Origin of the sequence: Luteibacter yeojuensis (assembly GCF_011742875.1) — a bacterium.
In the GTDB taxonomy this organism is placed as follows: Bacteria; Pseudomonadota; Gammaproteobacteria; order Xanthomonadales; family Rhodanobacteraceae; genus Luteibacter; species Luteibacter yeojuensis.
The window spans coordinates 216,493-231,164 of the sequence record NZ_JAAQTL010000003.1 but is presented as its reverse complement, the minus strand read 5'-3'; the positions used below and the strand labels follow the sequence as shown (position 1 = coordinate 231,164).

Here is a 14,672-nt window from a genome sequence, read left to right as displayed (position 1 = left end):
GCGGCGTGATCGGGGATTGGCGTCGAGATTACAACGAGGTGCGCCCCCATAGCAGCTGTGGCCGCATCCCACCGTCGCAATTCGCTGCTCACCACCGCGCACAACAGGACAACAACGCAGTAATCTTCAACCCCGGACTTTCACAGTGATCATTGGTACGGCTGGTGGGGGCAGGTCACCAATTGCCGAAATCTGTCAGTGCATCAGCTTGATACAAATTCATATCCTACTGGCGCCTCCATGACTCCTTCGCTTGTTCAACCTTGCCCCTGCGACGGCGAAACACCGTATTCCGCGTGTTGCGGCCAATGGCACGGGGGCTTGGCGGCGCCCACCGCCGAGGCCCTGATGCGTTCGCGCTACAGCGCTTACAAGCTAGGTCTCGAGGAATATCTTCTGGAGACATGGCATCCGAGTACGCGGCCTTCGTCGCTCGGTTTATCGACACAATCGCCCAAGCCAACCTGGCTCGGTCTCTCGGTGAAGCGCCACGAAAATCCCACACCCGATACCGCGATCGTCGAATTCGTCGCACGGCTACGTATGGGCGGCGGAAGCGCGGAACGCATGCACGAAGTCAGCCGCTTCGTCCGCGAGGACGGTCGCTGGTATTACGTCGATGGCGAGCTGTCGTGAGCGGCTTCGAGGAGACCATCTGCGAAGCGATCCGCTCGATGCGGCTGCTTGTCGTCGAGTACGGTGGGGCCGAGCGGCTGGTGCAGCCTTATGTGTATGGCGACGATCATGCGGGGGATCGCCTGCTGAGCGCCTATCAGGTCGCGGGTGCCAGCGCGTCCGGGGTGTCCGCGGGATGGAAGTTCTTTCGCATGGATAAAGTGACGGCCGTCACCTTGAGCGATCGGCACTTTCATTCGCCGCGGCCGGAGTTTCAGCGGAACGATGGGGCGTTTGCGCGCATCGTTTGTCAGGTTGGGGATTGAGGAACCGTGCCTCGCCGCTGTAGCGGCTCCTACACCATGGCAGGAGCCGCGCGCGCGGTCAGAGAATTAGGCGGGCTACGCCGCCGTCTACGCGGAACGACGCCCCGGTGGTGCCGGATGCTTCTTCCGAAGCGAGGAACACCGAGACGTTGGCCACTTCGTCCACGCTGAGCAGACGCTTGATGAGCGACGTGGGACGATGCGTCTGGATGAATTCGCGCTCCACCTGCTCCTGTGTCTTGCCTTCGTTCTTCGCGATCTTGCCGAAGAATTCGCTGACGCCTTCGGACAGGGTCGGGCCGGGAAGCACCGCGTTCACGGTGACGCCGGTACCCGCGAGCACTTCGGCCAGACCTCGCGATACCGCGAGCTGGGCGGTCTTGGTCACGCCGTAGTGCACCATCTCCGGCGGCGTCTGGATGCTCGATTCGCTGGAGATGAACTGCACGCGGCCCCAGCCGCGCTCGGCCATGCCCTTGGCGTAGTGACGCGACAGGCGCACGCCGGAGATCACGTTCACGTCGAAGAAGCGGCTCCATTCGGCGTCGTCGATCTCGAAGAAATCGCGCGGCTCGAAGATGCCGAGGTTGTTCACGAGGATATCGGTCTGGGGCACGGCCGCGATCAGCGCCGCGCCGCCTTCGGCGGTACCGAGGTCGGCCGCGACGCCCGAGATCTTCGCGTCCGAGGCGACTTTCCTGACGGCGGCGATGGCCTCGTCGACGCGCGCCTGGGTCCGGCCGGTAATCACCACCGAGGCACCTGCCTTCGCGAGACCCGTGGCGATGGCCAGGCCGATACCGGCGGTGGAACCGGTGACGATGGCGCTGCGGTTGCTGAGGTCGATTTGCATGGAAACTCCGGGAAAAGAAGAAAGGGATGCTCGCCCGATCGTCGGGGCATGAAACGGGCGATTCAATTGCCCGGCGGGCAAAAGACTTTGGACTGGAAACGACCAACGGTGCCGCCTTCTTGTAGGAGCCGCTATAGCGGCGAGAGCAATCTTGCCGGGTGATCGCGAGGTTTTCTCGCCGCTATAGCGGCTCCTACAGGGTGGAGCCAGTGCAGCGCGAGGTCGTAGCACAAGACCGGCTCACAGGTCTTGGCGGGTCTGGCCTTCGGGGACGCCATTGGGGCCGAAGCGACGTTCCACGATGGTGGCGCGGTCTTCGCGGTCGATCAGGACGATCGTGCTGGCCCGGGTGCCGTAGCGGTCCCCGACGATGAACGCGCTCGAAAGGAAACGCTCGCGCTCGATGCCGATGCCGGTGTCCGGCAGCACGTCGTCCGGCCAACGCCCCTGGTCGGAGAGCATGGCGAAAAGCGCATCCGTATCCTCGTCCCCTCCCGCCGCGATCCACTCCTGCAGCCGGTGGACCAGGGTGCGCGTCTTGGGCCAGGGCGCATTGAAGTCCGCATTGCTCAGCCCATGGACACCGGGTTCGACCGGTTGCGCCCGCGCATGCGGATGGTTGCCCAGGTAATAGGCGTCTTCGCGGTCGAAGGTGAGCAGGTTGAAGGGGCGGTACTGCCCGGCACTCGCCATCAGTTCGATGGCATGCGTGCGCGCCGGGACCGTGGAACTGAGGTAATCGGCCACCAGCAGCCCCCGCGAAAGGCCGCTATGGTCCGCCGTGAGATCGCGCACATTGGTGATGACACTGGCGCGCCCCTGCGTACCGACGCCGGCCCATGTGCCGCCGGCTTCGAGATCGCGGCCTGCGACGATCTGCGGGGCTTCGTCCCAGGGTGCCAGCGGAGCGGTCGGGCGGGCGTGGAATTCGTCGCGATTACCCAGGAGGACGAGGCGCCAGCGCGGATGCGCTTGCCAGGCGAAAGCGATCAGGCACATGGGGTGGTTGCCCGGGGAAGCATGGGAGCCATTGTGGGTGCCGGGACGAATGAAGCCAAGAGGGTCGAATCGGCGCCTGTCGTTCCTGCGAAGGCAGGAACCCCGGATTTCACAGGAGGTCGCGAGGAAGTCGCTGGACCCCTGCCTGCGGAGGGGCGACGAGACGGGGCTGCCGGGAGAACACGCCTCTCAGGCAGCGACCGCGTTGTTCGACTTTTCAGCCGCAAGCATCCGTGCGATCGACGCCGCCGCTTCGCGACCGTCGTAAACGGCGCGTACGACGAGGTCGGCGCCGCGCACGTTGTCGCCACCCGCGAAGACAAGTGGGTGGCTGGTCTGCTGGGGCAACCGTCCTTCGCCGCCGGTCAGGATGCGACCATGGCGGTCGCGCTCGATGCCGAAGGCGTCGCACCAGTCCGGCGGGCTCGGCTGGAAGCCGAAGGCCTGAATCACGACATCGGCGCGAAGATCGGCTTCGCTGCCCGCCACGTTTTGCGGATGGGGGCGGCCGTCGCCGTCTTCGACGAGCTGCGTCTCGACGATGCGCACGGCGCCAACATGGCCGCTGCCATCGTCGACGAGGGCCACCGGCTGGCGCTGGAAGAGGAAGCGCACGCCCTCTTCCCGGCTGTAGCCGACCTCCCGGCGCGAACCGGGCATGCTCGGTTCGTCGCGACGATAGACGCAGGTCACCGAGGCGGCGCCCAGGCGGATCGCCGTGCGATTGCAGTCCATGCCCGTGTCGCCGCCGCCGAGCACCACCACGTGCTTGCCGGCGAGATCGTATTCCGGCGACGGCGGCTCTTCGCGCAGGAGCCTCTCGGTATTGGCGACGAGGAAGGGCAGCGCATCGTGCACCCCACGCAGCTCGCGACCTTCGAGCCGCCCATCGACATAGGTATAAGCACCCGTGCCGACGAAGACAGCATCGTAATCCGCGAGCAGGTCGTCGAATCGGATATCGCGACCGATCTCGATACCAAGATGGAATTGCACGCCCATGCCCTCGAGCACCATGCGCCGGGTGCGCACCACGGTCTTGTCGAGCTTGAACGGCGGAATGCCGAAGGTGAGCAGGCCGCCGATCTCATGCTGGCGATCGAAGACATCCGCGGCGATGCCCGCGCGACGCAGGCGATCCGCGCACGCAAGCCCCGCAGGCCCCGCACCGACGATGGCGACGCGCGCGCCCGTGTCGCGCACGCGGGAAAGATCCGGACGCCAACCCTGGCGGATGGCCTCGTCGGTGACCCAGCGTTCCACGCTGCCGATGGTCACCGCGCCGAAGTCGCCCTGCTCCAGCGTGCACGCACCTTCGCAAAGACGATCCTGCGGACACACGCGGCCGCAGATTTCCGGCAGCGGGTTGGTTTCGTGCATGAGCGTGGCGGCTTCGAAGAGGCGGCCGTCCTGCACGAGCTTCAGCCAGTTCGGGATGTAGTTGTGCACCGGGCACGCGTGTTCGCAATAGGGATTGCCGCAATCGATGCAGCGCCCGGACTGCGCCGAAGCCTCCGGCGTGGCGAAGTCGCCGGAGATCTCGCCGTAACCGAGCACGCGCACCGCCACCGGCACGGTGCGCGGCGTCTGCCGGGGAGTCTCGAGGAACTGGAAATCCTTCGCGCTCATGCGGCGCTCCGCAATTCTTCGGCCAGCGCGTCGAGGCTTGCCGCCTTGGGCTTGACCAGCCAGAACCGCTGCAGCAGGCCGCGGAAGTCGCCCAACACATGAGCGCCCCAGGCGCTGCCGGTGAGTTCGGAATGGCGTGCGATGAGCCGGCGCAGGTGCTGCATGTAATGCTCCATGCCTTCGTGCGAGATGCGCACGATGTCGACGAGTTCATGGTTGTAGCAGTCGACGAAGCTGCGCTCGATGTCGAGCACGTAGGCGAACCCACCCGTCATGCCCGCGCCGAAATTGAGCCCCGTGCGGCCCAGCACGGCGACCACGCCGCCGGTCATGTATTCGCAGCAGTGGTCGCCCGCGCCTTCCACGACGGCCAACGCGCCGGAGTTGCGCACGGCGAAGCGTTCGCCCGCCTGCCCCGCCGCGAAGAGTTCGCCCCCCGTGGCGCCATACAGGCAGGTGTTGCCGATGATCGACGCGTCCCGGCTCGCGAAGGGCGAGTCGGCGGGCGGACGAATGACGAGGCGGCCACCGGCCATGCCCTTGCCCACGCCATCGTTGGCTTCGCCGACGAGGTCGATATGCACGCCGGCCGCATTCCATGCGCCGAGGCTCTGCCCCGCCGCTCCGGCCAGGTGCAGGTTGATCGGCCGTTCGGCCATACCGGCATCGCCCCACTGGCGTGCCACGTCGCCGGAGAGACGCGCACCGATGGCGCGATCGGTATTGACGATGGGATAACGGAAGGTGCCGCCCGATCCTTCGGTCACCGCGATCCGCGTGTCGGCGGCGATGCGGCTCGCGAGCGCGGCGGGGTCGCGCATCGGATTCCGTCCCAGCGTGCAGGCGAAATCCACTTTGGCGCCGAGGCCGTCGTCGCCGATCAACGGCGAAAGGTCCAGGCGCTCCTGTACCGGGGTCACGCCATCGCGCTGCTCGAGCCTGTCGCTCTGGCCGATCAGTTCGGCGAGCGAGCGCACGCCCAGTCGCGCGAGGTGCCGGCGCACGTCTTCGGCGACGAAGCGGAAGTAGTTCATCACCATGTCGGGCAGGCCGAGGAAATGCTTCTGCCGCAATACCGGATGCTGCGTGGCGACACCGGTCGCGCAGTTGTTGAGGTGGCAGATGCGCAGGTACTTGCACCCCAGCGCCACCATCGGCCCGGTGCCGAAACCGAAGCTCTCCGCGCCGAGCATCGCCGCCTTGACGACGTCGAGGCCGGTCTTGAGGCCGCCATCGGTCTGCAGGCGCACGCGGCCGCGCAGGTCGTTGAGGCGCAACGTCTGCTGCGTCTCGGCGAGACCCAGCTCCCACGGCGTGCCCGCGTACTTGATCGACGTGAGCGGACTCGCGCCGGTGCCGCCGTCGTGCCCGGATACCGTGATGAGGTCCGCGCCCGCCTTCACCACGCCTGCGGCGACCGTGCCGACCCCCGCATGGGAGACGAGCTTCACCGACACCAGCGCCTGCGGATTGACCTCCTTCAGGTCGTGGATGAGCTGGGCGAGGTCCTCGATGGAATAGATGTCGTGGTGCGGCGGCGGCGAGATAAGGCCGATGCCCGGCTTCGCGTAGCGCAGCCGGGCAATGGTGGCATCCACCTTGTGACCCGGCAGCTGACCGCCCTCGCCGGGTTTGGCGCCCTGCGCGATCTTGATCTGCAGCACCTCGGCATTGACCAGGTAGGCCGGGGTGACGCCGAAGCGGCCCGAAGCGACCTGCTTGATCTTCGATGCGCGGTCGGTGCCGTAGCGGGAGGGATCTTCGCCGCCTTCGCCCGAATTGCTGCGCGCGCCGAGGCGGTTCATCGCGATGGCCAATGCCTCGTGCGCCTCGGGCGACAGCGCGCCAAGCGACATGCCCGCGGAATCGAAGCGCTTCAGGATGTCCTCGACCGGCTCCACCTCGTCGAGCGGCACCGGCGTGGCCTCGCGCGGGACGAGCAGGTCGCGCAGCGCCGACGGCGGACGCGTGTCCACATAGTGTGCGTACCTCTCGTAATCCGTCCACTCGCCAGTGCGGACCGCCACCTGCAGGCTGGCGATGACGTCCGGGTTGTACATGTGGAACTCGCCGCCGTGCACGTACTTATAGAGGCCGCCGGCACGCAGTGCCTGCGCCTCGTCCCAGGCTTCGGCGGCGAGCAGGCGCTGTTCCCGCTCGAGGTCGGCGAAGCCGGAACCGCCGATGCGCGAAGGCGTCCCCGGGAAGCACAGCGACACCACCTCGGATGCGAGACCCACGATCTCGAACAGCTGCGCGCCGCGATAGCCGGCGACCGTGGAGATTCCCATCTTCGACAGGATCTTCAGGAGACCCTTGCGGATGCCGCGACGGTAGTTGCGGCCGATCTCGCGAGGTGCGCCTTCACCCTTGCGTATGTGGCCGCTGCGGCCCATGTCGAACAGGCTCTGGTAAGCGAGCCACGGATAGATCGCCGTGGCACCGAAGCCCAGCAGGCAGGCGAAGTGATGCGGGTCGCGTGGCGTGGCCGTCTCGACCATGATGTTGCACTGGCAGCGCAGGCCGGTATCGACCAGGCGCGCATGCACCGCGCCGGTGGCGAGCAGGGCGTGGATGGGCAGCAGGTCGCGGCGCGGATAGCGGTCGCTGAGGAACACGATCTGGACGCCGCGCCGCACCGCTGCCTCGACGTCGTCGCAGATGCGCCGAAGCGCCTGCTCCAGCGTCTCGTCGCCGCCGAACATGAGGTCGAAGCGCGGCGTGTCGGCGTACGCGGGATTGGCGAGGATCTGGCGCAGTTTCCGCTGCGACAGGATCGGCGAGTTCAGCAGGATCTGCTTCGCGTTCTCGGGTCCGAGATCGAAAATGTTGCGCTCCTGCCCGATCTGCGTCACCAGCGACATCACCAGACGCTCGCGCAGGGGATCGATGGGCGGGTTCGTCACCTGGGCGAAGCCCTGGCGGAAGCGGTCGAACAAGGGGCGGATCTGCCGCGACAATACCGCCATCGGCGTGTCGTCGCCCATCGATCCGGTCGCCTCGGCTTCCGTCTCGGCGAGCACCTTCAGCACCGACTCGCATTCCTCGCGCGAGAGGCCGTAGAGCTTCTGGTACCGGCGCAACTCCTCCGCGGGCAGGGGCTCCGCGGCCAGGCTGGGATCGATGAGGTCGGATTCGAGGTAGGTCACCCCGTTGCGCAGCCAGTCGCGGAACGGCGCACGGGCACGGTTGATCGCATCGATGTCGGCGTTGCGCAGCAGGCGGTGCTCGCGGAAATCCACCGCGATCATCTCGCCCGGAGCAAGACGCCCCTTGGCGACGATGCGCGACGAGGGCACGTCCCAGAGGCCGGTTTCGGAAGCCACGATGAGGTGGTTGTCGTCGGACAGCGACCAGCGCGCGGGGCGCAGGCCGTTCCTGTCCAGCGTGCAGGCCGCATACCGGCCGTCGCACATCACGAGGCCGGCGGGACCGTCCCATGGCTCGCTGTGCAGCGCGTAATACTCGTAGAAGGCGGCAAGGTCCTCGTCGATGTCCTCGCGCGCGGCATACGCGGGCGGCACCAGCACGCGCATGGCGGCGAGCAGGTCCATGCCGCCGGTGAGCAGCACTTCCAGCGCGTTGTCGAGGCTTTCGGAATCCGAACCGCTCTGCCGCACCAGCGGGCCGATATCGGAAAGGTCGACGCGATCGGATCGGAGCACCGATGTACGCGCCTGCATCCAGCGGCGATTGGCGCGGATGGTATTGATCTCGCCATTGTGCGCGAGGAAGCGGAACGGTTGGGCCAGGCGCCACTGCGGCGAGGTGTTCGTGGAGAAGCGCTGGTGGAAGACCACCGCGTCGGCGACGAGGGCCGGATGCTTCAGATCGGGGTACACGTCGCGCAGGCGGCCGGGCGCGGCCATCGCCTTGTAGCCGGCCACTTCGCCGGACAGCGACACCACGTAGAAATGCCTGTCGTGCGCGAGCGCGAGTTCCGCGCGGCGGCGCGCGCGGAACAAGGCGGCCTCGAACGCGTCCGGCGCGAGATCGCCCGGCGCGTCGACGAAGACCTGGCGCACGCGCGGCATCGACGAGGATGCGAGCGGGCCGCACGCGGAGGCGTCGACGTGCACGTCGCGCCAACCCGCCACCGACAGGTTCACCTTGGCCAGTTCGTCTTCCAGTACACGCGCCGCTGCGTCGTCGCCGTCCGGATCGAGGAAGACGAGACCGCTGGCGAAATGCGTGGCGAGGGCGATACCCGCCTCGCTCGCCAGGGCGCGCAACCATTCCACGGGGCGGCGCAGGAGCACGCCGCAGCCGTCGCCGCTGATGCCATCGGCGTTCACGCCGCCGCGGTGCGAAAGTTTCGCGAGCGCGGCGAACGCCGTGTCGACCAGTGCCGCACTGGCATGGCCGTCTATCTGCGCGACGAGACCGAAGCCGCAGCTGTCGTGTTCGAACGCCTCGTCGTAGAGGCGCGGATTGCCTTGCTTCACCATCCGCCTCCTCTTGGCATAGGTTTCGCTGGGAAACGATCCCATTCTTGGCACAATTGACGCGTTGCGTCAAAACATTTGGACGTCCAAACGAAATGCAAACGGAATTCTTAGGAGGCCTAGGAAAAGACCAGTTGCGAAAAAGGGGATGGCGCGGCGCTTCGAAGCCATACCAACGCGCCCGAGCCGGATCGTCACCCCTGTCGGAGCTGCTATAGCGGCGAGAAGCCCACGAAGCGATGAAGCGGCGAGGCAGATTCCCCTCGCCGCTATAGCGGCTCCTACAGGGGCACCGGCCGGATGGGTAATAATCCAGCCATGCGCCCAATACCCCGTCTTCCCCTCGCCCTTGCCCTCGCCGTCGCCAGCGTCGCCACCCTCCCGCCGGCCCGGGCCGCGCAGGACGACAAGGCCCAGGCGGAACAGAAGGATGCGCGGCAGAAGCTGGAGGGGGTCCGCAAGGACATCGAGTCCCTGACCCGCGAGCAGCGGGAAACGGCCAATGCCCGGGACAGCGCCAACGCCGCCCTGGCGAAGCAGGCCGAGCAGGTGTCGACCGCGGCAAAGGCCGTCCGCGAGATCGAGGCCGACCTGGCGCAGCGCCGCCACGACCTCGAGCAGCTGAACGCCCAGCGGACGGAGATGCAGGCCGGGCTGGACAAGCAGAAGGGTGCGCTGGGCGACCTCCTCCGCGCCACCTATACCCTCGGCCGCGGCTCGGACCTGCAGCTCCTGCTGGGCGACGAGGACGTGAACCGGATTTCCCGCGCCCTCGCCTACTCCCGCTACTTCCAGGAGAACCGGGTGGAACGGATCCGCGGCCTGCTCGCGGATCTTTCCCGCCTGCAGGATGTCGAAACCGCCATCACGGCCGAACAGCAGAAGCTCGAGGCGACCCGCGCGGAACGCGAGAAGCGCGCCGCGGAACTGGAACGGCAGCGGGGCGCGCAGCAGAAGCTCGCCGCCGAGGCCGACGCGAAGTACAAGGACCAGGCCCAGCGCATGGCCGCCCTGAAACAGAACGAGCAGGACATGAACGCCCTCGTCGCCCGCCTGCAAAAAGTGATCGACGAGGCGGCGAAGGCGGCCGAGCCGGCACCCGCGACGAAAGGCTCGCCCCCGTCCGCTCCGCTGTCCAACCTTCGCGGCAACCTGCCCTGGCCCACCAACGGCCCGGTGCACGCCTATGGCAACGGCGTCATCATCGTGGCGCCGCGGGGCAGCGAGGTGAAGGCGGTGGCGCGCGGACGCGTGGTATTCGCAAGCTTCCTCCGGGGCTACGGCATGATGATCATCGTGAACCACGGCAACGGCTTCATGAGCATGTACGGTAACAACGAGACGCTGTTGCACGGCGTGGGCGACATGGTGGAAGCCGGCGAAGCCGTCGGCACCGCCGCGGCGCCCGCCGGCGAGAACGGCGCCTATTTCGAGCTGCGCCAGGGCGGCAAGCCCATCGATGCGCGCGGCTGGCTCGGCAAACGGCACTAAGGACCCAAGGTATGCGCCAGCACCCTCTTCGCCTCGCCCTCCTGTTCGCCCTGGGCGCACTGGCGATTCCCTCGGCCCAGGCCCAGCACAAGCTCAAGCAGCCCGACGCACCCGCCGCCTCCTCGACCACGGCCGCCGCCGTCATGAAGGACGCGGACGAGGTGAGCCTCGACGACATCCGCAATTTCACGCGGGTCTACCACATCGTGCAGCAGGCCTACGTCGAGAAGCTCGACAACAAGACCATCATGAACGCCGCCATCGGCGGCATGCTGCAGAACCTCGACCCGCACAGCGAATACCTGGACAAGGAGGGCCTCGACGAACTGGACGAGGACACCACCGGCCAGTACGGCGGCCTCGGCATCGAGGTGCTGCAGGTGGACGGCATGCTGAAGATCGTCTCGCCCATCGATGACACGCCGGCGTCGCGCGCGGGCATCAAGCCCGGGGACACCATCCTCAAGGTCGACGGCATGGTCGTCGACAACCAGAATATCGACGAGGCCTTCAAGAAGCTGCGCGGCGATCCCGGCAGCAGGATCACGCTCACGATCCTCCACGAGAAGTCGGACAAGCCCATCGACCTGTCGCTGGTGCGCGAGCGCATCAACGTCACCAGCGTAAAGCTGCGCCAGCTCGAACCCGGCTTCGTCTACATCCGTCTCAGCCAGTTCCAGGAGGACACCGCCACGGACCTGGACAAGAAGCTGGGCAACTACATCAAGAAGAACGGCGCGCCGCGCGGCGCGGTGCTCGACCTGCGCTCGAATCCCGGCGGCCTGCTGACCACCGCCGTGGGCGTCGCCGATACCTTCCTCGATGGTGGGACCATCGTCACTACGAAGGGCCGGCTGCCGGACGCGAACCTGCACTTCGACGCGCATCCGGGCGACATGCTCCAGGGCGCGCCGATCGTCATCCTCGCCGATAACGGCACCGCCTCGGCGGCCGAGATCGTCTCCGGCGCGCTGAAGGACAACCACCGCGCGCTCATCATGGGCCGCCGCACGTTCGGCAAGGGCGTGGTGCAGACCGTGCTGCCGCTCGACCAGGACCACGCGGTGAAGATCACCACCGCGCGCTATTACACGCCCAACGGCACGTCCATCCAGGCCGAAGGCATCAAGCCGGACATCGCCCTCGCCGACCTGTCGGTGAACAAGGCGGACACGCCGCCGCAACTCATCGGCTCGGAAGCGGACCTGCCGAACCACCTCGTCAACGAGAAGGCGGCCACCGAGGACAAGCATGCGGCGGACGACGACGGCAAGCTGGCCATCGAGGATTACGCGCTATCGCAGTCGCTCAACGTGCTCAAAGGCATGGCGCTGAACCGGTCGCGTTAACCCCCGTTGTCGTCCCTGCGAAGGCAGGGGGACCCAGGGACTCTACGCACGATCATGCCGAAAGGCGCTGGATGCCTGCCTTCGCAGGCATGACGGCATCACCAGAACTTCCACCAGGGGCGGGAGGCCTTGGCTACCGCCTTGCGCACTTTGCGCGGCAGATCGGGATCGGCCGGGACGGCGGTCGTGGCCTCGACCAGGGTCCAGCCTTCGTAGGCGGCCGCGCCGAAGGCCGACGCAGGCAGGTCGGCATGGAAGGTGGTGACGCTCTGCGCGAGTTCTATCGGCAGCGAATAGTAATGGTCGACATCGTCGCCCTCGGCGTCCGCCGCGTCCTGTATCGCTTCGATCCGCGCATGGATCGCGTCGAAGGCGGCCGGCAGGCTGCCGCTGGTCGAGAGATCGCGCGTATCGTCCTTCTGCCCGTCGTGCTCGGCTCGCCAGTTGCGCAGGCCGTTGACGTAGCAGGTAGCCGAACTGACCATCACGTGGTCGTCGTATTCGCAGGTGACCACCACGCAGCCGCGGGAAAGACGCCGCATGGCGTCATCGGCGATCAGCGGCGCCGCGAAGCGCGTGAGCACGGCAAACCAGCCGTTCGGCAAAGCGAGGGAAAAACCCCGGTGCGGATGGCTCGCCGTCTGCTCGTTGCGCACCAGCTCGAGCGCGTCGAGCACCTCTTCGCCGCGCTTGCCTTTGACTGCGAGCCAGCCGATCGAGGCGCCCATGCGATCACTCCGATGGCATGGGTTTCAGCAGGAAACGCACCGCCAGCAGGCCAAGCTCGTAGAGCAGGCACATGGGCACCGCGAGCATGATCATGGAGAGCAGGTCGGGCGGCGTGATGAAGGCGGCAATGGCGAAGGCGCCCACGATGGCGTACCCGCGCCCCTTCCTGAGCTTGTCGGCGTCGACGACGCCGATCGCCGCGAGGATCACGACGGCCACCGGCACCTCGAAGCAGAGGCCGAAGGCGAAGAACATCAGCATCACGAAATCGAGGTAATGCGTGATGTCGGTCATCATCGCCACGCCTTCGGGCGTCACGGCGTTGAGGAACTTGAACGCCGCCGGCAGCACGACGAAATACGCGAAGGCGCAGCCCGCATAGAACAGCAGCAGCGACGCCACCAGGAGCGGCCTGGCAAGACGTTTCTCGTGCCGGTACAGGCCCGGGCTCACGAACGCCCAGAGCTGGTAGAGGATCATCGGCATGCTGATGAACAGCGCCACGAAGAAGGCGAGCTTCAGCGGGGTGACGAAGGGACTGGCCACCTCGGTGGCGATCAGGTGCGCTCCCTGCGGCATGCGCTCCACCAGCGGTTTGGCCAGTTCGGCGTACAGGTGGTTCGCCACCGGCACCAGGGCCAGGAGAACGACCAGGAGCACCACGATGGCGCGCAGCAGCCGAGAGCGCAGCTCGATCAGATGGGAGAACAGGCCTTCTTCGACCACGTCGTCAGGCGATGGATCGGGCTCACGTGCGGTCATGCGAATCGTTCTTCAGCGGGAGCATGTCGAGCGCCGGGTCCGGTTCCCGCGGCTCGGTGCGAGCGACCTGGGTTTCGGTGAAGGTGTGGCGCACCTGTTCGCCGGTCTCGCGGATGCCGGCACCGGCGGCGCGGATGTCCTCGCGCACGCTGTCGTGCGTGGCTCGGGCGTTCTCGGCGGTCTCGCGCAAGGTGCGCTTGATTTCCTCGGCCTGGATCTCCCTCTCCACCTCGGCGCGCACGCTGTCCCAGCCGCTGCGCATCCGGCGCAGCAGGGCGCCGGCCGTGCGCGCGGCGTGGGGCAGGCGCTCGGGTCCGAGGACGATGAGCGCCACCACCGCGAGAAGCAGCAGCTTGGTGAGGCTGATGTCGATCATGCTGCCGCCGGGATCACGGCGCGCGGTCGCGCGGCTCGCTCGTCTCGCTGTGGGCGGCCGGCGGGACCTGGGTCGACGGCGGCGGGTCGGCGCGTAGCTTTTCCTCGCGCTCGCGCTGCTGGCGGGCCTCTTCGTCGCCGTCCAGGCCCTTCTTGAAGTCCCGCATGGCACCGCCCAGGTCCGAGCCGATGTTACGCAGCTTCTTCGTACCGAAGATCAGCACGACGACGAGCAGCAGGAGGACGATATGGGTAATGCTCATGGAAACCTCGGGGCCGCCCTGGGCGGCCGATGGGACGGAAGTCAGCGGCTAGTGTACTCCTCCAGTTTATCCCTGAATTCCACGACCTCGCTTGGAACGTTCGTCACGCCCCCCTCGAAAATCCGCCGCGCCGTGATCCCGGGGCCGTAGATAGCCTCGTTCGAGTCGTCGTCGATGCTGAAATGGGCGCCGTCCAGGGCGATCCCGGCGTACAGGCCCTTGGCCCGGGCGTAGGTGTAGATCTCGGCGTTCATCCGGCCGTCGGTGGCGGCGGTGGCCGAGCGGCCCACCGGGCCGGCGGCGGCCCCGGCATTGGCGCCCATCGTCCATTTGCCGTTGATGATCTCGTTGACGCCCCTGTCCGTCATGAACACGAGGATGACATCGGCGGACTGGATGCCCGCCTGGAATCCCACCCCGGCACCGGCGAGGGAGATGAAATTCGGGTTCGACCAGACACCGTCGTGCTTGATCGAGATGAGGCCTTCGCCCTTCGTACCCGAGAACACGAAACCGCCCTTCACCATCTTCGGGATGACCGCGATGGCGTGGGCGTTCTTCAGCATGTCGATGGGCAGGGATTTGTCCGGAGCGTCCTCGACCATGTCCCTGAGTACCCGCACGGCCTCGCGGGCCTGCTTCCGCGGCGGATCGGCCGCCTGTGCCGCCATCGAAGGCAGCAGGGTCATGAATCCCAGGACGAGCAGGCTGAACAGGCGTGGGGACATCGGTGGCTCCTTTTGGCGCGGATGGGCATCGGCTGCGGCATGCCGTGCGAGCCTCGCTACGCCGCCGTATGGCAGACTGCAACGATCCCCCGCGAGCGCCGGACGCCG

General features: G+C 67.0%; 14 protein-coding genes. 5 read left to right on the top strand and 9 right to left on the bottom strand.

Annotated features, from left to right (window positions below; translation table 11 throughout):
* The 3 genes from HBF32_RS18595 to HBF32_RS18585 form a co-directional block, all read left to right on the top strand.
* Positions 1–149 (top strand): integrase core domain-containing protein (locus HBF32_RS18595; protein ID WP_166701289.1); only part of this gene is annotated, 149 nt, incomplete at its 5' end.
* A 91-nt stretch (positions 150–240) separates the two neighbouring features.
* A complete protein-coding gene (locus tag HBF32_RS18590) occupies positions 241–636 on the top strand; it encodes a YchJ family protein (protein WP_166701288.1) in 396 nt (131 codons plus the stop codon).
* Positions 633–941, top strand: coding sequence for a hypothetical protein (locus HBF32_RS18585; protein WP_166701287.1), 309 nt, complete (start codon positions 633–635; stop codon positions 939–941). The genes HBF32_RS18590 and HBF32_RS18585 overlap by 4 nt, the downstream gene beginning before the upstream one ends.
* A 58-nt stretch (positions 942–999) precedes the next feature.
* Here HBF32_RS18585 and HBF32_RS18580 read toward each other — a convergent pair whose 3' ends face one another.
* The 4 genes from HBF32_RS18580 to gltB form a co-directional block, all read right to left on the bottom strand.
* Positions 1,000–1,794, bottom strand: coding sequence for an SDR family NAD(P)-dependent oxidoreductase (locus tag HBF32_RS18580; RefSeq protein WP_166701286.1), 795 nt, complete (start codon positions 1,792–1,794; stop codon positions 1,000–1,002).
* Positions 1,795–2,034: 240 nt separating this feature from the next.
* Positions 2,035–2,793: an NRDE family protein gene (locus HBF32_RS18575; protein WP_166701285.1), complete on the bottom strand. Its 759-nt coding sequence runs from the start codon at positions 2,791–2,793 to the stop codon at positions 2,035–2,037.
* Positions 2,794–2,982: 189 nt separating this feature from the next.
* Positions 2,983–4,422: an FAD-dependent oxidoreductase gene (locus HBF32_RS18570; RefSeq protein ID WP_166701284.1), complete on the bottom strand. Its 1,440-nt coding sequence runs from the start codon at positions 4,420–4,422 to the stop codon at positions 2,983–2,985.
* Complete coding sequence (gene gltB, locus HBF32_RS18565; protein ID WP_166701283.1) at positions 4,419–8,870, bottom strand: glutamate synthase large subunit; 4,452 nt, start codon at positions 8,868–8,870, stop codon at positions 4,419–4,421. The genes HBF32_RS18570 and gltB overlap by 4 nt, the downstream gene beginning before the upstream one ends.
* 315 nt (positions 8,871–9,185) lie before the next feature.
* On the opposite strand from gltB, the gene HBF32_RS18560 reads away from it, so the two are divergent.
* Both HBF32_RS18560 and HBF32_RS18555 read left to right on the top strand, forming a co-directional pair.
* Entirely contained in the window at positions 9,186–10,358 is a 1,173-nt protein-coding gene (locus HBF32_RS18560; protein WP_166701282.1) for a murein hydrolase activator EnvC family protein, read from the top strand.
* Between the two features lie 11 nt (positions 10,359–10,369).
* A complete protein-coding gene (locus HBF32_RS18555; protein WP_166701281.1) occupies positions 10,370–11,707 on the top strand; it encodes a S41 family peptidase in 1,338 nt (445 codons plus the stop codon).
* Positions 11,708–11,805: 98 nt separating this feature from the next.
* Here the strand turns inward: HBF32_RS18555 and HBF32_RS18550 are convergent, their stop codons facing one another.
* From HBF32_RS18550 to HBF32_RS18530, 5 genes are read right to left on the bottom strand one after another with little or no spacing between them, the layout of a single operon-like run.
* A complete protein-coding gene (locus tag HBF32_RS18550; protein WP_166701280.1) occupies positions 11,806–12,435 on the bottom strand; it encodes a hypothetical protein in 630 nt (209 codons plus the stop codon).
* A 4-nt stretch (positions 12,436–12,439) separates the two neighbouring features.
* On the bottom strand, positions 12,440–13,198 hold the full coding sequence (gene tatC / locus HBF32_RS18545) for a twin-arginine translocase subunit TatC (protein ID WP_166701279.1): 759 nt from the start codon (positions 13,196–13,198) through the stop codon (positions 12,440–12,442).
* Positions 13,185–13,574 carry a Sec-independent protein translocase protein TatB gene (tatB, locus tag HBF32_RS18540; protein WP_166701278.1) on the bottom strand — a complete coding sequence of 130 codons (390 nt, stop codon included), beginning with the start codon at positions 13,572–13,574 and terminating at the stop codon, positions 13,185–13,187. Before tatB ends, tatC begins: the two co-directional genes overlap by 14 nt.
* A 13-nt stretch (positions 13,575–13,587) precedes the next feature.
* Positions 13,588–13,836, bottom strand: a complete 249-nt coding sequence (gene tatA / locus HBF32_RS18535) for a twin-arginine translocase TatA/TatE family subunit (RefSeq protein ID WP_166701277.1) — start codon at positions 13,834–13,836, stop codon at positions 13,588–13,590.
* 41 nt (positions 13,837–13,877) lie between these two features.
* Positions 13,878–14,564, bottom strand: coding sequence for a lipid-binding SYLF domain-containing protein (locus HBF32_RS18530; protein WP_166701276.1), 687 nt, complete (start codon positions 14,562–14,564; stop codon positions 13,878–13,880).
* Positions 14,565–14,672 lie beyond the last annotated feature (108 nt).